The 15,768-nt window shown below is 68.8% G+C and carries 12 protein-coding genes, 2 tRNA genes and 1 pseudogene; 8 read left to right on the top strand and 7 right to left on the bottom strand.

The features are described 5' to 3' along the window. The first annotated feature begins 780 nt into the window (after window positions 1–780). Window positions 781–2,736, top strand: a complete 1,956-nt coding sequence (gene rpoD, locus P7A99_RS15745; RefSeq protein ID WP_277794733.1) for an RNA polymerase sigma factor RpoD — start codon at window positions 781–783, stop codon at window positions 2,734–2,736. Between the two features lie 44 nt (window positions 2,737–2,780). On the opposite strand, the gene P7A99_RS15750 is transcribed toward rpoD, so the two are convergent. From P7A99_RS15750 to P7A99_RS15760, 3 genes are all read right to left on the bottom strand, one after another. Continuing rightward, window positions 2,781–2,969 (bottom strand): hypothetical protein, encoded by a 189-nt coding sequence (locus P7A99_RS15750; RefSeq protein WP_277794734.1) that lies wholly within the window; start codon window positions 2,967–2,969, stop codon window positions 2,781–2,783. A 140-nt stretch (window positions 2,970–3,109) separates the two neighbouring features. Beyond that, complete coding sequence (locus P7A99_RS15755) at window positions 3,110–3,949, bottom strand: hypothetical protein (RefSeq protein WP_277794735.1); 840 nt, start codon at window positions 3,947–3,949, stop codon at window positions 3,110–3,112. Between the two features lie 101 nt (window positions 3,950–4,050). Continuing rightward, window positions 4,051–5,319 (bottom strand): S8 family serine peptidase, encoded by a 1,269-nt coding sequence (locus tag P7A99_RS15760; RefSeq protein WP_277794736.1) that lies wholly within the window; start codon window positions 5,317–5,319, stop codon window positions 4,051–4,053. 126 nt (window positions 5,320–5,445) lie between these two features. Here P7A99_RS15760 and P7A99_RS15765 point away from each other — a divergent pair, with 126 nt between their 5' ends. Both P7A99_RS15765 and P7A99_RS15770 read left to right on the top strand, forming a co-directional pair. Further along, a complete protein-coding gene (locus tag P7A99_RS15765; RefSeq protein ID WP_277794737.1) occupies window positions 5,446–5,946 on the top strand; it encodes a sigma-70 family RNA polymerase sigma factor in 501 nt (166 codons plus the stop codon). Continuing rightward, window positions 5,943–6,713 (top strand): anti-sigma factor family protein, encoded by a 771-nt coding sequence (locus tag P7A99_RS15770; protein WP_277794738.1) that lies wholly within the window; start codon window positions 5,943–5,945, stop codon window positions 6,711–6,713. Before P7A99_RS15765 ends, P7A99_RS15770 begins: the two co-directional genes overlap by 4 nt. Before the next feature lie 126 nt (window positions 6,714–6,839). Here P7A99_RS15770 and P7A99_RS15775 read toward each other — a convergent pair whose 3' ends face one another. Then, window positions 6,840–7,061 carry a flagellar hook protein FlgE gene (locus tag P7A99_RS15775; protein ID WP_277794739.1) on the bottom strand — a complete coding sequence of 74 codons (222 nt, stop codon included), beginning with the start codon at window positions 7,059–7,061 and terminating at the stop codon, window positions 6,840–6,842. A 241-nt stretch (window positions 7,062–7,302) separates the two neighbouring features. Here P7A99_RS15775 and P7A99_RS15780 point away from each other — a divergent pair, with 241 nt between their 5' ends. Both P7A99_RS15780 and P7A99_RS15785 read left to right on the top strand, forming a co-directional pair. Further along, entirely contained in the window at window positions 7,303–8,976 is a 1,674-nt protein-coding gene (locus P7A99_RS15780) for a M28 family peptidase (RefSeq protein ID WP_277794740.1), read from the top strand. Window positions 8,977–8,984: 8 nt separating this feature from the next. Then, window positions 8,985–9,673 (top strand): annotated as a pseudogene (locus P7A99_RS15785) (DUF998 domain-containing protein). A 1,077-nt stretch (window positions 9,674–10,750) separates the two neighbouring features. On the opposite strand, the gene tuf reads toward P7A99_RS15785, so the two are convergent. From tuf to P7A99_RS15800, 3 genes are all read right to left on the bottom strand, one after another. Beyond that, on the bottom strand, window positions 10,751–11,941 hold the full coding sequence (gene tuf / locus P7A99_RS15790; protein WP_277794742.1) for an elongation factor Tu: 1,191 nt from the start codon (window positions 11,939–11,941) through the stop codon (window positions 10,751–10,753). A 54-nt stretch (window positions 11,942–11,995) separates the two neighbouring features. Then, window positions 11,996–12,069, bottom strand: a tRNA-Gly gene (locus tag P7A99_RS15795). A 106-nt stretch (window positions 12,070–12,175) separates the two neighbouring features. Then, window positions 12,176–12,259 (bottom strand) — tRNA-Tyr (locus P7A99_RS15800). Between the two features lie 173 nt (window positions 12,260–12,432). Here P7A99_RS15800 and rlmB point away from each other — a divergent pair. From rlmB to P7A99_RS15815, 3 genes are all read left to right on the top strand, one after another. Further along, window positions 12,433–13,269, top strand: coding sequence for a 23S rRNA (guanosine(2251)-2'-O)-methyltransferase RlmB (gene rlmB / locus P7A99_RS15805; RefSeq protein WP_277794743.1), 837 nt, complete (start codon window positions 12,433–12,435; stop codon window positions 13,267–13,269). 91 nt (window positions 13,270–13,360) lie between these two features. Next, window positions 13,361–14,920, top strand: coding sequence for a hypothetical protein (locus P7A99_RS15810; RefSeq protein ID WP_277794744.1), 1,560 nt, complete (start codon window positions 13,361–13,363; stop codon window positions 14,918–14,920). A 116-nt stretch (window positions 14,921–15,036) separates the two neighbouring features. Further along, window positions 15,037–15,765, top strand: a complete 729-nt coding sequence (locus P7A99_RS15815; RefSeq protein ID WP_277794745.1) for a TerC family protein — start codon at window positions 15,037–15,039, stop codon at window positions 15,763–15,765. Window positions 15,766–15,768: the final 3 nt, after the last annotated feature.

Below are 15,768 nucleotides of genomic sequence, written 5' to 3' on the forward strand. Positions count from 1 at the left end.
CGAAGCCGAAACGCTAAACAAACACACGGTCTCCGGGCTCCGCCCGGCCGCTCCGCGCCTCCCCGACCTAACGCGTGCGAACGCGGGAGACTGCGAACCCGCGCCCAACCTCAAGGAACCTCCCCCTGTGGGGGAGGTTCGTCGCCTCAGATCCTCCCCCTGAAGGGGGAGGTGGCCCGAAGGGCCGGAGGGGGAAGTGTCTGATGAGGTCCGAGCATCCCCAACGCCAGCAACACCTTCCCCCTCAGTCGCTCCGCGACAGCTCCCCCTTCAGGGGGAGCGTCTGGAAGGACGCCCCCCGCACGCCCCCAAAAGCCAAAGAAACCGCCCTTCCCGGCTGTCGCCATCTTGACACAGGCGTCACCCACGGCCATTTGCCGACTCAAGGATTTGCCACGCAGCTGATTTGACATCGATCGGGCCGCCAACGCACAGCGCGCGCCCTCTTTGAAACAGGATGTCATCCTCGCCGCGCCAGGTCCCAGCGGTCGTCGATCAAAAGATCGACGTTCATGAACGCCGCGCTCGATGCCGCCACCCTCCGCCCTTTTTGTGCGGAGCGTTACCCCGTGGCCTTTCGTGCGTTAGTTCACAGAACGTCGAAAATTTTTTCGCCGATCCTGCTGGAAGCTTGGAGCGCCTGCGCAGCGGGGTCCTAACCCTTGAGGAAGCAGTCGACGGCCCGAACTCGCGAGGATCCGCGGAAGGCCGATGACATGTTGAGGCATTCTCGGCCCGTCCCCCGTCGCAAAGGGGCCGGCGCCGATTTCGGAGAGCTTGATGAGCAACAATTCCACGGCCGAGACCGAAGCGCCCGAAGCCACCGGTGGTGATGGTCCGCTGCTCGACCTGACCGATGCCGGCGTAAAGAAGTTCATCAAGCAGGCGAAGGCCCGCGGCTACGTCACGATGGACGAGCTGAACAAGGTGCTGCCCTCGGAAGAAGTCAGCCCCGACGCCATCGAAGACACGCTGGCCATGCTCAGCGAGATGGGCGTCAACGTCGTCGAGGCCGAGGAAGACGCCGAGAACGCCGAGGGCGGCGAAGTCGCCACGCGCGACGAGAACACCGCCGTCATCACCAGCGACAAGCCCGCCGCCTACGACCGCACCGACGACCCGGTGCGCATGTACCTGCGCGAGATGGGTTCGGTCGAGCTGCTGAGCCGCGAGGGCGAAATCGCCATCGCCAAGCGCATCGAAGCCGGCCGCGACACGATGATCCGGGGCCTGTGCGAAAGCGCCCTGACCTTCGAAGCCATCATGGTGTGGCGCGAGGAACTCTCCACCGGCCGCATCCTGCTGCGTGAAGTCATCGACCTGGAAGGCACCTACGCGGCCATCAACGGCGGCGCGGCCCAGCCCGCGGCCGATGACGACGAAGGCCCGGCCGAGCCCGTCGACGACGAAGCCGGCGAAGCCAAGCCCGAGGGCGAAGGCGAAGACGAAGACGACTTCGACGATGGCGCCGGCCCGACGGTCAGCGCCATGGAAGGCGAACTGCGCGAAGGCGTCATGGCCATTCTCGACGCCATCGCCAGCGAGTTCGAGACCTTCCGCAAGCTGCAGGACAAGCTCGTCGGCAGCCGCCTGAAGGGCGAGGACCTGTCGGACGCCGACCGCAAGGCCTATGAGGGCCTGTCGGCGACGATCATCCAGCACCTGAAGACCCTGAAGCTGAACAACAACCGCATCGAGGCTCTGGTCGAGCAGCTCTATGCGATCAACAAGCGCCTGATCGGCCTGGAAGGCCGCCTGCTGCGTCTGGCCGACAGCTACGGCATCAGCCGCGCCGAGTTCCTCAAGGCCTATTTCGGCTCGGAACTGAACCCCACCTGGGTCGACCAGGTGAAGGGCATGGGCGTGCGCTGGACCAAGTTCGTCGAGAACGACACCAGCTCGGTCAGCGATATCCGTCAGGAAATCGCCGCCCTGGCCACCGAGACCGGCGTGCCGATCGACGACTATCGCCGCATCGTCCAGACCGTGCAGAAGGGCGAGCGCGAGGCCCGTCAGGCCAAGAAGGAAATGGTCGAGGCCAATCTGCGCCTCGTGATCTCGATCGCCAAGAAGTACACCAACCGCGGCCTGCAGTTCCTGGACCTGATCCAGGAAGGCAACATCGGCCTGATGAAGGCGGTCGACAAGTTCGAGTACCGCCGTGGCTACAAGTTCTCGACCTACGCCACCTGGTGGATCCGTCAGGCCATCACCCGCTCGATCGCCGACCAGGCGCGGACCATCCGCATCCCGGTCCACATGATCGAGACGATCAACAAGATCGTCCGCACCAGCCGCCAGATGCTGCACGAGATCGGCCGCGAGCCGACTCCGGAAGAGCTGGCCGAAAAGCTGGCCATGCCGCTGGAAAAGGTGCGCAAGGTCCTGAAGATCGCCAAGGAGCCGATCTCGCTCGAAACGCCGATCGGCGACGAGGAAGACAGCCACCTGGGCGACTTCATCGAGGACAAGAACGCGGTCCTGCCGATCGACGCGGCCATCCAGTCGAACCTGCGGGAAACCACGACCCGCGTGCTCGCCTCGCTGACCCCGCGTGAAGAGCGCGTGCTGCGCATGCGCTTCGGCATCGGCATGAACACCGACCACACGCTGGAAGAAGTCGGCCAGCAGTTCTCGGTCACCCGCGAACGCATCCGTCAGATCGAGGCCAAGGCCCTGCGCAAGCTCAAGCACCCGAGCCGCTCGCGCAAGCTGCGCAGCTTCCTCGACAGCTGATCCAACGACAAACGCCCCGATCCATGATCGGGGCGTTTTCCTTGTTAGCTGTTCTTGGTGTCGCGGCCGTCCGGCTCTCGAGCCACGCCCTTGAACGGACCCTCGCTCGACTTGCGCTCCATGAACTGACCGGAACGCTCGTCGCGCTTCTGCCAGTCGCCGTTCGAATGTTGAAACTGGGTGCGAGCCGTCACCGCGCCGCGCCGAAATCCGTTACCCGTATTCGTGGCCATGGGCCCCTCCGATGCAGGAACATACTAGCAACATTCTCGAAGAATCGCAGGTTCGTCAAGGGGCTCGCTCGATGGCTCTTCTTGAGCACGGAAAGGGGCGGCCGAAGCCGCCCCTCCCAGTTCGAGGGGAGCAAGCCGGCTCAGTTGTTGCCGGTCTTGATGTCGGCCGAGCCGGCGCCATTGGCCGAACCCGAGACGCCGCTGCGCGAGGCCGAGCCCGAGAGGCCCAGAGAGCCCGACTGGCCGGCGCCGCCCTTGCTGGTCGAGGCGCTGGACGAGCCCGAACCACCGGCCGAGCCCGAGGCGCCGTCGCGGCTGACCGAACCGCCGCCGGTCAGGGCGCCGCCTCCGGTCGCATTGGTCGAGGCGGCCGCGTCGCGGGCCGAGCCGGCGGCGTTGCGAGCGACGCCCGTGGCGCGACCGGCCGCTTCCGCAGCCCGGTCACGCGCCGAACCGGCGGCGCCCTGGGCGCGGGTGGCGGTCCCCGAGACGGTCGAGGTCAGGCCGCTCGTATCGGGCGTCCCGACCGAACCCGCGCTGGAACCCGAACCGGCCAGAGCGCCGGTCAACTGGCCGGCGGTCGCAGAGGCCGAGCCCGAGCCGGAACCTTCGGCCGAACCGCTGGCGCTCGAGGCGGTGTTGCGGGCTGTCGAGGCCGCCCCTTCGGCGGCGCCGCGGGTGCGGCCGGCGGCGTCGCGGGCCTTACCGCGGACAGTCGAGGTCGTCTCGCCGGCTCGGTCGCGGATCCGGCTGGTGGTCCCGCGGACGCCCGAGCCCAGGCCGCTGGTGTCGGGTGCGGTCAGGCCGCCGCCCAGGCCGCCGGCGCCGCCGAGCTGGCCGCCGAGGCCGCCCATGCCGCCGGTGAGGCCGCCGGTCAGACCGCCGCCGCCCGAGCCGCCCAGCAGTTGGGCCTGGGCCACCGGCGCGGCCATCAGCACGGCGACCGAAGCGGCGGTGACGAGGAACGAGATCTTACGCATGGGACGTCTCCTTGAGGGTCATTTCGCGGGGCGTCTTTTCCGCCTCCTGCCCCGTCCAACGACGCCGCTCGGGGCTTTCTTCCATCGCCGTCGAATTTTTTTCAGCGGCCTGCGTCGACCTCGCCGACGCCGAACGTCCGGTCGGGCCCCGGCGCGCCCAGATCCTTGGCCGAGCGGCCCAGAGCCGCCACCGCCGCCCTGGCCTTGGCCGGATCGGGGCTCGCCGTCAGCCGGGCCAGCCGCCCGGCCACCACCGGCGCGGCGAACGAGGTGCCGCGCAAGGTCGCCTTGCGTCCGCCGAGCGCGGCGGCACGCACCTCGGCTCCCGGCGCGGCGAACGCCACCTGGCCGTTGGCGCTGGCCTCGGGCAGCGCCCTGCTCCGCTTGTCCACGCCCGTGACCGCCACCACCCCCGGATACGAAGCCGGATACAGCGGCGGCGCGGCCGGACCGTCGTTGCCGACCGCCGCCACCACCAGCACGCCCTGGCCGACCAGCGCCTTCACCGCCGCCCGCAGCGCGCCGTTGTCAGGCCCGACGAGGCTGACATTGACCACCGGAACCTTGGCCGCGCTCATCCAGGAGAGCGCCCCGACGATCGCCGAGGCCGAGCCGCCGGTCGGTCCTACGCCATAGACGTCGGCGGCCAGCAGCCGCGCGCCGGGTCCCGCCGATCCGTAGTCGCGCGCCGCGATCAGCGAGGCCGCCGCCGTCCCGTGCGCCCCGGCCTTGGGCGCGCCCCTGGCGAACCCGCGCTGCTCGATGGAAACGCCGCGAAAGTCCGGATGCCCGGCCTCGACTCCGCCGTCGACCAGCCCCACCCGTGGGCCGCCCCCGGCAGCGCCAGCCGAAGCAGCGGCCGCGAAGCCGGCCACATTGGCCACACCCGCGCCGGCATAGATGTGATTGAAATCGTAGTCGCCCGACGGGTCCAGCGCCCGCAGGCGGCGGACGGCCTCGCGCGCGTTCATGCCGCGCGGCGGCGTCAGGGTCACCAGTTCGATGCCGAGCTCGCCCGAACGCTCGCGCCGCGCCTCGACGAAGCCGGCGGCCAGGGCCCGCCGCTGGGCTTCTGGACTGGGCGAGACGGCCAGCACCTCGCCCCGGACGACCGGCCGGCCCTGGTCGTCGGGCTCCAGCACGCGGGGATTGGCGCGCAGCAAGGCCTTCAATCGGTCCAGCCCCGCCAGGTCCTGCACGCCCCGCGCGGTGCGCGTGGTCAGGTCCTCGGCCCCGTCGACCACGTCGGAGACCACCGGCAGGCGTCCGGGCAGCGACGGCAGGCCGCCCGGCAACAGCTGCGCATCCGCCGCCGGTGCGAGAGCCAGGGCGCAGACCGCGACGACCAGGACGTGGACTTTCTTCCGCAACGCGATCTCCGTGGCTTGCCGCGCGAGAACGATGGCCGGAACCCGCGCGGAGTGGAATAATTATCCGGTTCATGGATTAAACGCCGGAAGCGGCGCGTTTCTTCCCTTAGGCGACGTAGGCGGACCTTGGATTCTTTTCAGAAGGACATGCTGGACCTGCTGCCGCGGCTTCGCCGCATGGCGCGGGTGCTGGCTCGGGATCCCGCCGACGCCGACGACCTGACGCAGCTGACCGTGGAACGCGCCCTGGCGCGCCGCGACCAGTGGCGGGAAGGCACGCGACAAGACAGCTGGATGTTTCGGATCATGCGCAACGCCTGGATCGACGAGAGCAGAAGCAGGGCCCGCCATGGCCGTGTCCTGGCCCCGCCCGAGGCCGGCGTGCACGCCGCCGATCCGGCCGCCCCGTCGCTGGACGGACGCCTGGCCCTGACCGCCGTCGAGGCGGCGCTGGACGCCCTGCCCGAGGACCAACGCATCGCCGTGGCCCTGGTGCTGATCGAAGGCCTGTCCTACCAGGAAGCCGCCGATAGTCTCGACATCCCGATGGGGACCCTCACCAGCCGCCTCGCACGCGGCCGCACGGCCCTGCAGGCCGCGCTGATCGACCAAGGAGCCAGGCCATGACCGTGAGCGACGAAGAGGTCTTCGCCTATGTGGACGGCGAGCTCCCGCCCGAGACCATGGCCAGGATCACCGCGGCCATGACCAAGGACCCGGCCCTGGCAGCCCGGATCCAGGCCCAGCGCGACCTGCGGCGCCTGCTGTCGGGGGCCCATGCCGGGGTGCTGCGCGAACCGGTCCCGCCCGGCCTGAAGGCGACCGTCACCGCCGGGAGCAAACCGGCCGAAGTGATCGCCTTCCCGCAGCCCAAGCCCAAGGAAAAGCTCAAGGACAAGGCCAAGGCCCAGAAGCCCGCCGCGCCGATCGCCGGTCGCCCGGCCTTCCGCAAGCCTCCGGCCTGGGCGGCCATGGCCGCCTGCCTGGTGGCGGGCCTGGCGATCGGCCGCCTGGCCCTGCCCTCGCCGCCGACCGCCGACGGTCGCGCCGCCGAGCTGCCGATGGCCGTCGGACCGCTGGCCCGGGCGCTGGAGGACGGCGCGGCCGCGCAGGGCCAGGGCCCGGTGCGGATCGGCGTGACCTTCAAGAGCCAGGCCGGCCGCTGGTGCCGCACCTTCCAGGGCCAGGACCAGGCGGGCGTGGCCTGCCGCGCAGACGGCGCCTGGCGGGTGCTGGCCTCCTCGCCCGCGACGGCTCCGGCCGCCGGCGGCGAGTACCGCCAAGCCGCTTCGGAAACGCCCACGGCGGTGATGGCCGTGGTCGACGGCATGATCTCGGGCGCGCCGCTGGACGCGGCCGGCGAGGCCCAGGCCCTGAAGAGCAACTGGCGCTGAACTGAACTCAAAGGCGGATAGGGTCGCCGCCTCCTGGAAAGACTAGGGGAAAATCCAGGAGGCGGCGTATCCGCGCCCTTCGCAGGGGGGGACGCGAGGCGGGCGCGGACAATGACCGGAGGACTGCTAGGCCAGAAGGTCGAGCAGGACGCCGGTCATGGCGTCGGCGGTGCGAAGCACCGCGGCGTTGGCGGAGAAGTCGGTTCGCGCCGAGATCTGCTCGACGCGCTCGGCGGCGAGATCCGTCTTGGCGGAAAGGCCCGCATCGCTCCCCACGCGCTGGGCGCTGGCGGCCAGACGGCCGGTCGCGGCGCCCATGCCCGCGGCGGAGATCGAGAAGGCCTGCATGAACCGTTTCCCCTGTCGTATCGCGAAGCTGACGGGGTTCGGTTAAGCGGATCTTCATAAATAGGGTGAATTTCCATCGACCTTACCAAATCCTATAGATTATTTTTCTCGTTAAGGTTACCCGGACGAACAGTCTGATCGCCGGCAAAGTGTCGCGTCCAGGCAGAGCTTGCTCGACAAGCCCCGCCGGCCTCTGCAAGGTCGCCGGCCCGGTGGATCCGCCGCCTTTGGAATCTGACGCATGCCCTTTTCGCGCCGCGCCGCCTGTCTTGGCGCAACCTGCCTGAGCGCCGCCCTCCTGCTCGTCGCCTCTCCCACGCTCGCCGCCGCCAAGGACGCCTTCGTTCCGTCGTCCGAGGCGATCCGCGCGCACATGACCTTCCTGGCCGACGACCTGATGGAGGGCCGCGAGGCCGGCACGCGGGGCTATGACCTGGCCGCCAACTATGTGGCCGCGCAGTTCGCCCTTCTGGGCCTGAAGCCGGCCGGCGACAGCGGCTCGTATCTGCAGACCGTGCCGCTGGTCGCCTACCGACCCGCCGGCGACGGCGAGATCAGGATCAGCGAGAACGGCGGCGCGGCCGCGTCGCTGGTGTTCGGCGAGGACTTCCTGCCCAGCCCGCAGGCCGACAAGGCCGAGTTGACCCTGAACGCCCCGCTGGTGTTCGTCGGCTTCGGGATCAGCGCCCCCGAACGCGGCCGCGACGACTTCGCCGGGCTGGACGTGGCGGGCAAGATCATCGTGGTGCTGTCGGGGGCGCCCAAGGGCTTCCAGACCGAGGAACGGGCCCACTACGGTTCGGTGGGCGTCAAGCGGGCCGAGGCAGCCCGTCGCGGCGCGATCGGCGTTCTGACCCTGGGCACGCCCACGGGAGAAAAGCGCCGTCCGTTCGCCCGCGGCGTCGCCGGCAACCGCGACTGGCGCATGACCTGGAGCACGCCGGAGGGCGCGCCCTTCGTACGCGGCGGCTCGGCGCCCAGCCTGGCCTCGATCAGCGTCAAGGGCGGCCAAAAGCTGTTCGGCTCGGCCGCCGCGCGCCTGGAAGCCATCTATGCCGCCGCCGAGACCCCCGAGGGCAAGGTCCAGGGCTTCGCGCTGCCGACGACCGCCAACTTGGCCCTCAAGAGCGAGATCCAGCAGCGCCGCAGCAGCAACGTCGCCGGCCTGATCGAGGGCTCGGATCCTACGCTGAAGGCCCAGACCATCGTGCTGAGCGCCCACCTCGACCACGAGGGGATCAGGGAAAACCCCAAGCCCGGCGAGGACGCGGTCTATAACGGCGCCCTCGACAATGCGAGCGGCATCGCCACCCTGCTGGAGGTCGGTCGCGGCTTCATGCAGGGCAAGGCCCGGCCCAAGCGCTCGATCCTGCTGCTGGCGGTCACCGCAGAGGAAAAGGGCCTGATCGGCTCGGAATATTTCGCACACAATCCGACCGTGCCGAGGGCGGATCTGGCCGCCGACGTCAATCTGGACATGCCGGTGCTGCTGTATCCGTTCACCGACGTGGTGGCCTTCGGGGCCGACCGCTCGAGCATCGGCCCGATCGTGGCCAAGGCCGCCGGCCGCGTCGACATCGCCCTGTCGCCCGACCCGATGCCGGAAGAAGGCCTGTTCACCCGCAGCGACCACTATCGCTTCGTCGAGCAGGGCGTGCCGTCGGTGTTCCTGATGACCGGCTTCAAGAACGGCGGCGAGAAGGCCTTCAAGGACTTCCTGGCCACGCACTACCACAAGCCAAACGACGACCTGAAGCAGCCGATCGACTACCAGGCGGCCGCCAAATTCGCCCTGGTCAATTACGAGATCGCCCACGACCTGGCCGACGCCGATGAGCGTCCGGTCTGGAAGGCCGGCGACTTCTTCGGCTCGATCTTCGCGCCCAAGGGGCATCCGTCCTCGGCTTCGCGCTGAGGGAGCCATTGACCGAAAGGACGGAGGAGCCGATTTTGGAGCTTCGTCCTTATCGAGAGGGAATCTGGTGGCCAGCGTGGGCGCGCTCCTGAGGCTCGGCGTGATCACGCCGCTGGTGATGGTGGCCGACGTGTGGCTGGCCCAGAGGCTGTTCCCCGGCTTCGACCCCGGCGCCCAGTTCATCAGCGAGTTGGGCGGCCCGGCGGCCCCGACCCCCGAAATCTTCAATCTAGGCATGATGCTGGCCGGCGTGGCGGGGCTGTTCGCCGGGGCCGGCTTCGCCCATGCCCTGGAGAAGGCGGGCGGCCGCCGGCAGGTCTCGGCCTTCGCCGGGCTCTGGGTGGCGATGACGGGCCTGGGCGCCTTCTTCGCCGGGATCTTCCACTGGCCCGACCCCATGCACCGCGCCTGCGGCGTGGGCCTGGCCATCCAGTTTGCGCCGCTGTTCACCGCCTGGGCCCTGTGGGGTAAGCCGGGCTACCGGCGGCTGGCGCACTTCTCGCTGGGCTGGTTCTTCGGCCTGCTGCTGGTCCTGGCCCTGCTGACGGGCGTGTGGAACGTGCGCACGGGCAACGACGTCGGCTTCTGGCAGCGGGGACACGCGTTCCTGGGCCTCCTTTGGCTGGGCATAGCCGCCTGGAGCCTGGAACGCGGCTGGCGGGCCAGACCGGTGGAGCTGGAGCCGGCGGCGGCTTAGCCGTCTGTGACGGCCCCTCCGGCCCTCCTCCCCCAGAGGGGGAGGATCTGGCGACGAACCTCCCCCTCTGGGGGAGGCGGCCGAAGGCCGGTGGGGGGCCGGTTTCAGCTTTCGGGGCGTGGGTCGGTTTCGTGATCACTCCCCCCACCGATCGCTGCGCGATCGCCTCCCCCATAGGGGGAGGTTCCTTGTGGGTGGGCACGGCTTGGCGGCCTCTCGCGCGATTGCGCAGAGTTGATCGGAGAGGGCGCGGGGCGTCCGGGCTTCGCCCGGATGTGTGAGTTTCAAGTACCGTTTCGACGAAGCTTAGACGCCCCGCGCGATCGTTATCCCTCAGGCCGGGGCGCGCAGGCCTCTTCCGCCTTTTACCCCTTCCCCATGCAATGCGCCCCGTTTCTTGGCGGCCAGGCGTGCATGGCGGCGCGGACCCTTGGACGGGCGGGAGCCTATTGGGCAAGCTCCCGATGAATGGGTTTACGTCCCCCATCCTCATTTAAGCCTGGCCCGGCCCTGCTCACGCAGCTCCGGCGGCCCCGCTCGATCGCATCCACGTCGCCGCTTCGGGCCGGATCCTTGCGCCCTCTCCCTGCGACGGGACCCGATGATTATGCGGCGGGTTTGAGCGCGTCTGATCCAGGCGCGTGAGAAAGTTGCAAGAGGTTGATTGCGTTCGGGTCTTTTCCCCAAACGCCGGGGATCCACGCGGCTCTATCCCCGTCCGGGCCACACCAAACCACGCCTTCCTCGCCCTCGTGGCGAGGATCCATGGTTCAGCCCGCTCAGACCTTTCGAGTTCGCCCGCCGTCTGAGCAGCGGCCGACATGGGCCCTCGCCACGAGGGCGAGGGAGGCGGGGGTGTGGTGACTTGGGCGGGAGCACTGAACTCATCAGAAACTTCCCCCACCGGCCTTCGGCCGCCTCCCCCACAGGGGGAGGATTTAAAAGAAAAGGCCCCGGAGGTTTCCCCCCGGGGCCTGATCTCAGATCAGCTTATCGCTGGATCGATCGATTACTCGACGATCTTGGCGCGCCAGAAGCGCATGCGCTTCTGGCCTCTAAGCCTTGTCGTGAAAATCGTTATTCAACGATTTTCGCGACGACGCCGGCGCCGACGGTGCGGCCGCCTTCACGGATGGCGAAGCGGAGCTTCTCTTCCATGGCGATCGGGGTGATCAGCTCGACGTCCAGCTCGGCGTTGTCGCCCGGCATGATCATTTCCACGCCTTCGCGCAGCTTGATGATGCCGGTCACGTCGGTGGTGCGGAAGTAGAACTGCGGACGGTAGTTCGTGAAGAACGGCGTGTGACGGCCGCCTTCTTCCTTGGTCAGGATGTAGGCTTCGGCCACGAACTTGGTGTGCGGGGTGATCGAACCCGGCTTGCAGAGCACTTGGCCGCGCTCGACGTCTTCACGCTTGGTGCCGCGCAGCAGCACGCCCACGTTGTCGCCGGCTTGACCTTGGTCCAGCAGCTTGCGGAACATTTCGACGCCCGTGCAGGTGGTCTTTTGGACCGGACGGATGCCGACGATTTCGACTTCTTCACCGACCTTCACGATGCCGCGCTCGACGCGACCGGTGACCACGGTGCCGCGGCCCGAGATCGAGAACACGTCTTCGACCGGCATCAGGAAGGCCTGGTCGATCGGGCGTTCCGGCTGCGGGATGTAGGCGTCGACCGAAGCCATCAGCTCGAGGATCTTCTCTTCGCCGATGTTGGCGTCGCGGTTTTCCACGGCGGCCAGGGCCGAACCCTTGGTGATCGGAATGTCGTCGCCCGGGAACTGGTAGGACGACAGCAGCTCACGAACTTCCATTTCGACGAGCTCGAGCAGCTCTTCGTCGTCGACCATGTCGACCTTGTTCATGAACACGACCAGGGCCGGCACGCCGACCTGACGGGCCAGCAGGATGTGCTCGCGGGTCTGCGGCATCGGGCCGTCGGCGGCCGACACGACCAGGATCGCGCCGTCCATCTGGGCCGCGCCCGTGATCATGTTCTTCACGTAGTCGGCGTGGCCGGGGCAGTCGACGTGAGCGTAGTGACGGTTGGCCGTCTCGTACTCGACGTGAGCCGTGTTGATCGTGATGCCGCGGGCCTTTTCTTCCGGCGCAGCGTCGATGTCGGCGTAGTTCTTGGCGGTCGCGCCGCCCGACTTCGCCAGCGTGATCGTGATCGCGGCCGTCAGCGTCGTCTTGCCATGGTCAACGTGACCGATGGTGCCGATGTTGCAGTGCGGCTTAGTACGTTCGAACTTTTCCTTGGCCATCGTCTCTACCTTCGCGCCGGCGGCTGGTTGTTACGGATATCGTCTTGGGGGAGCTGGAGCGGGTAGCGGGAATCGAACCCGCATCCTCAGCTTGGAAGGCTGCTGCACTACCATTGTGCTATACCCGCCCTCGATAGCTAGAATTGGGCCTAGCTAAAACTGGCAGCGGGGTCGCGATCGGCTCCCGTCTCTTGGCTCGGGGGCCTTCAGCCCTCATTCCGGGTTCATCGCGCGTGGTGGGGGAAGAAGGACTCGAACCTTCGAAGCTTTCGCAGCGGATTTACAGTCCGCCCCCTTTGCCGCTCGGGACATTCCCCCACGGCGCGATGTGAACTCCGGAAGAGGCGGCCATATCTTCGATCTTCGCGGCCGTGTCAAACGGCTACTGTGGATCGAGGAACAAAAGCTCTTTGAGCAGGAACGGACGGTGCTAAGCAGCGCCGGACCGGCTCGCGGAACCTCGTGGCCCCCAAATCGGAGCGCGTCTTATAGTGTCCTCTCATTCTGAACGCAACGACCGTAGAAGGCCAAAAGCGCCAGAACGTGAAATTCGCGCCAAGCCTCAGAAAACCAAGACCTTTTCCAAGCCCGCGGGTGACGACAAGGAGTGGATCTGGGGGAATCACGCGGTCGAAGCGGCGCTTTCGAACCCCGCCAGGCCCCCCGCCAAGCGCCTTTTGGTGACCCCGGACCGGGCAAAGCGACTCGCGCCGAATCTTCAGCGCCACCCCGCGCTGCAGGTGTTCGAACCCGGCGACATCGCCCGGCTTCTACCGCAGGGCGCGGTGCACCAGGGAATCGCCATGAAGGTGGCCGAGCCCGAACCGCTGTCGCTGGCCGAACTGGGCACGCCGGCCAAGGGCGTCATCGTCATGCTCGACCAGATCACCGACCCGCAGAACGTCGGCGCCATCTTCCGCTCGGCCGCCGCCTTCGGGGTGAAGGGCGCGGTGCTGCAGGACCGCCACGCCCCCGCCCTCTCCGGCGTGCTGGCCAAGACCGCCGTCGGCGCGGTCGACAAGGTGCCCTACGCGCGCGTGGTCAATCTTTCTCGGGCCCTGGAGGAACTGGCCGAGCTGGGCTGGCGGGCCGTGGCCCTGGCCGGCGAGGCCGAACACAGCCTGGAAGAGGTGCTCGACGGCGGCCCGACCGTGCTGGTGCTGGGCTCGGAAGGCGAAGGCGTGCGCCGCCTGGTGGCCGAGCACTGCGACGCGATGGGAAAAATCCCCATGCCGGGCGGCTTCGAGAGCCTGAACGTGTCCGCCGCGGCGGCGATCGCGCTCTATGAAACGTCACGAGTTCGCGTCACGGGGGAAATCGGTTCGTGAATCCCGATTAACCGTTTTGATTTCGTCGCAACGACGTGTTTTCCTCGCGGACGAGTAACTCCGCGAGCCTTGCTCGCGGAGGATTTGAAGCATGGGATCGGGGGACCCGATGTTGCAGGTGAAGTTCCGGACGGCGGCCCTGGCCTCGTCCGCCGTTGTCGTGCTGGCGCTGGCGGGGTGCGGCGCCAAGCAGCCGGCCGACACGTCGTCGACTCTCAACGAGCCGCCGCCGCCGCCGCCGGCCGAGAAATCCGAACTGCTGGGCGCGCCGCCGGCCACGGCCGAGGCGCCGCCCGTCGACGGCCTGCTGGGCGGTCCGATCGCCCAGCCCAAGCCGGTCGCCGTCACCACCGACGATTCGCGCCTGAAGACCTGGCGCCGGGCCGACGGCACGCTGGTCACCGCCATGCGTCCGATCGCCAATCCGCGTGAGGGCAAGCCGGCGGCTCGCCCGCACGCGCGGCCGCATCACGCCCGTCCGGCCCAGGTCGCCGCCGCGCGTCCCGCGCCGGTCGCGGCCAAGCCGGCTCCGATCGTGGCCAAGCCCGCCCCCAAGCCCGTCGTGGTCGCCGCCAAGCCCGCTGCGGCGCCGGTGAAGACCGCGCCCGTCGCGCCGGCGCCCAAGGCCGTCGCCCAGGCCCCGGCCCTGAAGCCGGTCGCCCCGCCCGCCAAGCCGGCGGAATTGGCCAAGGCCCCGACGCCCGTGGTCGCGCCGGTCGCCGCCAAGCTGCCGCCCAAGGTCGAGAAGCTGCAGGCCGCCGTCGCCCCCGCCGCCACCAGCGGCGCGGTGCTGGCCACAGCCGAGAGCCTGAAGACCGGCAAGGAAGGCCAGGTCACCCTGTCGCTGCCCGCCACGCTGGGCGACATGATCAAGCAGCAGGCCGCCAAGCTGGGCATCGGCAAGCCGGCCAAGAAGGTCAGCGCCTATGCCGACCTGGAAGGCCAGGGCTACGAGATCACCCCGAACGGCCGCCAGACCGCGACCGTCAAGCCGGGCGAGCCGACCACCTTCGCCTGGCAGGTCAAGCCGACGGAAGAGGCCAAGGGCCAGCTGACCACCTCGTTCGGCGCCTCGCTGGACGGCGCCAAACCGGCCCAGCCCTTCTCGCTGGGCACGATCAGCAAGCAGGTCGCGGCCGTGCCGGAAAAGGCCAAGGAAGCGGCCGACGGCTTCAAGCTGCCGGCCTTCCTGGACGCGCAGTACGACGTGCCGGGAATCGGCAAGGTTCCGGGCAAGTCGCTGCTGGGCGCGGGCCTGGTGCTGCTGGCCCTGATCATCCTGGTCGCCATCTCGCGCAACGCCGCCAAGGCCAAGGAGCGGGCCGAGCGTCGCCGCAAGTTCCGCACCCTGCACGACTACGGCCGCAACGAGCCGGAGTTCGACACGCCCAAGTCGCAGGACGTGGCCTATGTGAACCCGATGGTGGCCGCCGCCGGCGGCGCGATCGCGGGGGCCGCGGCCACGGCGATGTTCAACCACCACCAGGAAGCCAAGGCCGAGGAGGCCGCCGCCCAGGCGGCCGAGCACGAGCCCTTCCCCGCCCCTGCCGACGACAGCCCCCAGGTGCAGCACGTCAGCGAGACGGCGCACGTGGAGCCGGCGCCGGAAACGGCCGCCGAAACCCATCGTGAGCCCGAGCCGGTCCACTAGGATCGGCGCTCTTCGACAGCCTTAAGCGGCGCGTCCTCCAGCAGGGCGCGCCGCTTTCGTTTCCGGCCCGCCTTCCCGCCCTTGCCAGGGCGCGCGGCCTGCCTCATTGAGACCACATGCTCGAAACGCTCTTCACGCCCGACGGCCCCGCCGCCGCCTTTCTCCAGGTCTTGATGATCGACCTCGTCCTGGCCGGCGACAACGCCGTGGCCGTGGGCCTGGCGGCCGGCGGCCTGCCCGTGAAGGACCGCAAGAAGGTCATCCTCTACGGGCTGGGCGCGGCCGTGGTGCTGCGCATCGGATTCGCGCTGATCACCACCTGGCTGCTGGGCGTGGTGGGCCTCTTGCTGGCCGGCGGCTTCCTGCTGCTGTGGGTGTGCTGGAAGATGTGGCGCGAGATGCGCGACCAGGCGCACCACGACGAGGCCGACGCGGCCGCCGTGCTCGACAGCGACCCGACCACCGAGCCGCGCGCCCGCCCGGCCAAGAGCTTCAAGAGCGCCTTCCTGCAGGTGCTGATCGCCGACGTCTCGATGTCGCTGGACAACGTGCTGGCCGTGGCCGGCGCCGCCCGCGAGCACCCGGGCATCCTGGTGTTCGGCCTCTTGCTGTCGATCGCCCTGATGGGCCTGGCCGCCAACGCCATCGCCAAGCTGCTGCACAAGCACCGCTGGATCGGCTTCGTGGGCCTGGCCATCGTGCTGTACGTCGCCCTGCACATGATCTGGGAAGGCCACCGCAGCGTGGTCATGGATCTGCACAAGACCGAGCAATACAACGCCGCCGCGCCGAACGTGATCGACATCAAGCCCGATGAAGTGACCCAGCACGAGAAGCACCGCTAAGCC

The sequence above is a fragment of the Caulobacter endophyticus genome (assembly GCF_029543245.1).
GTDB lineage: Bacteria > Pseudomonadota > Alphaproteobacteria > Caulobacterales > Caulobacteraceae > Caulobacter > Caulobacter endophyticus_A.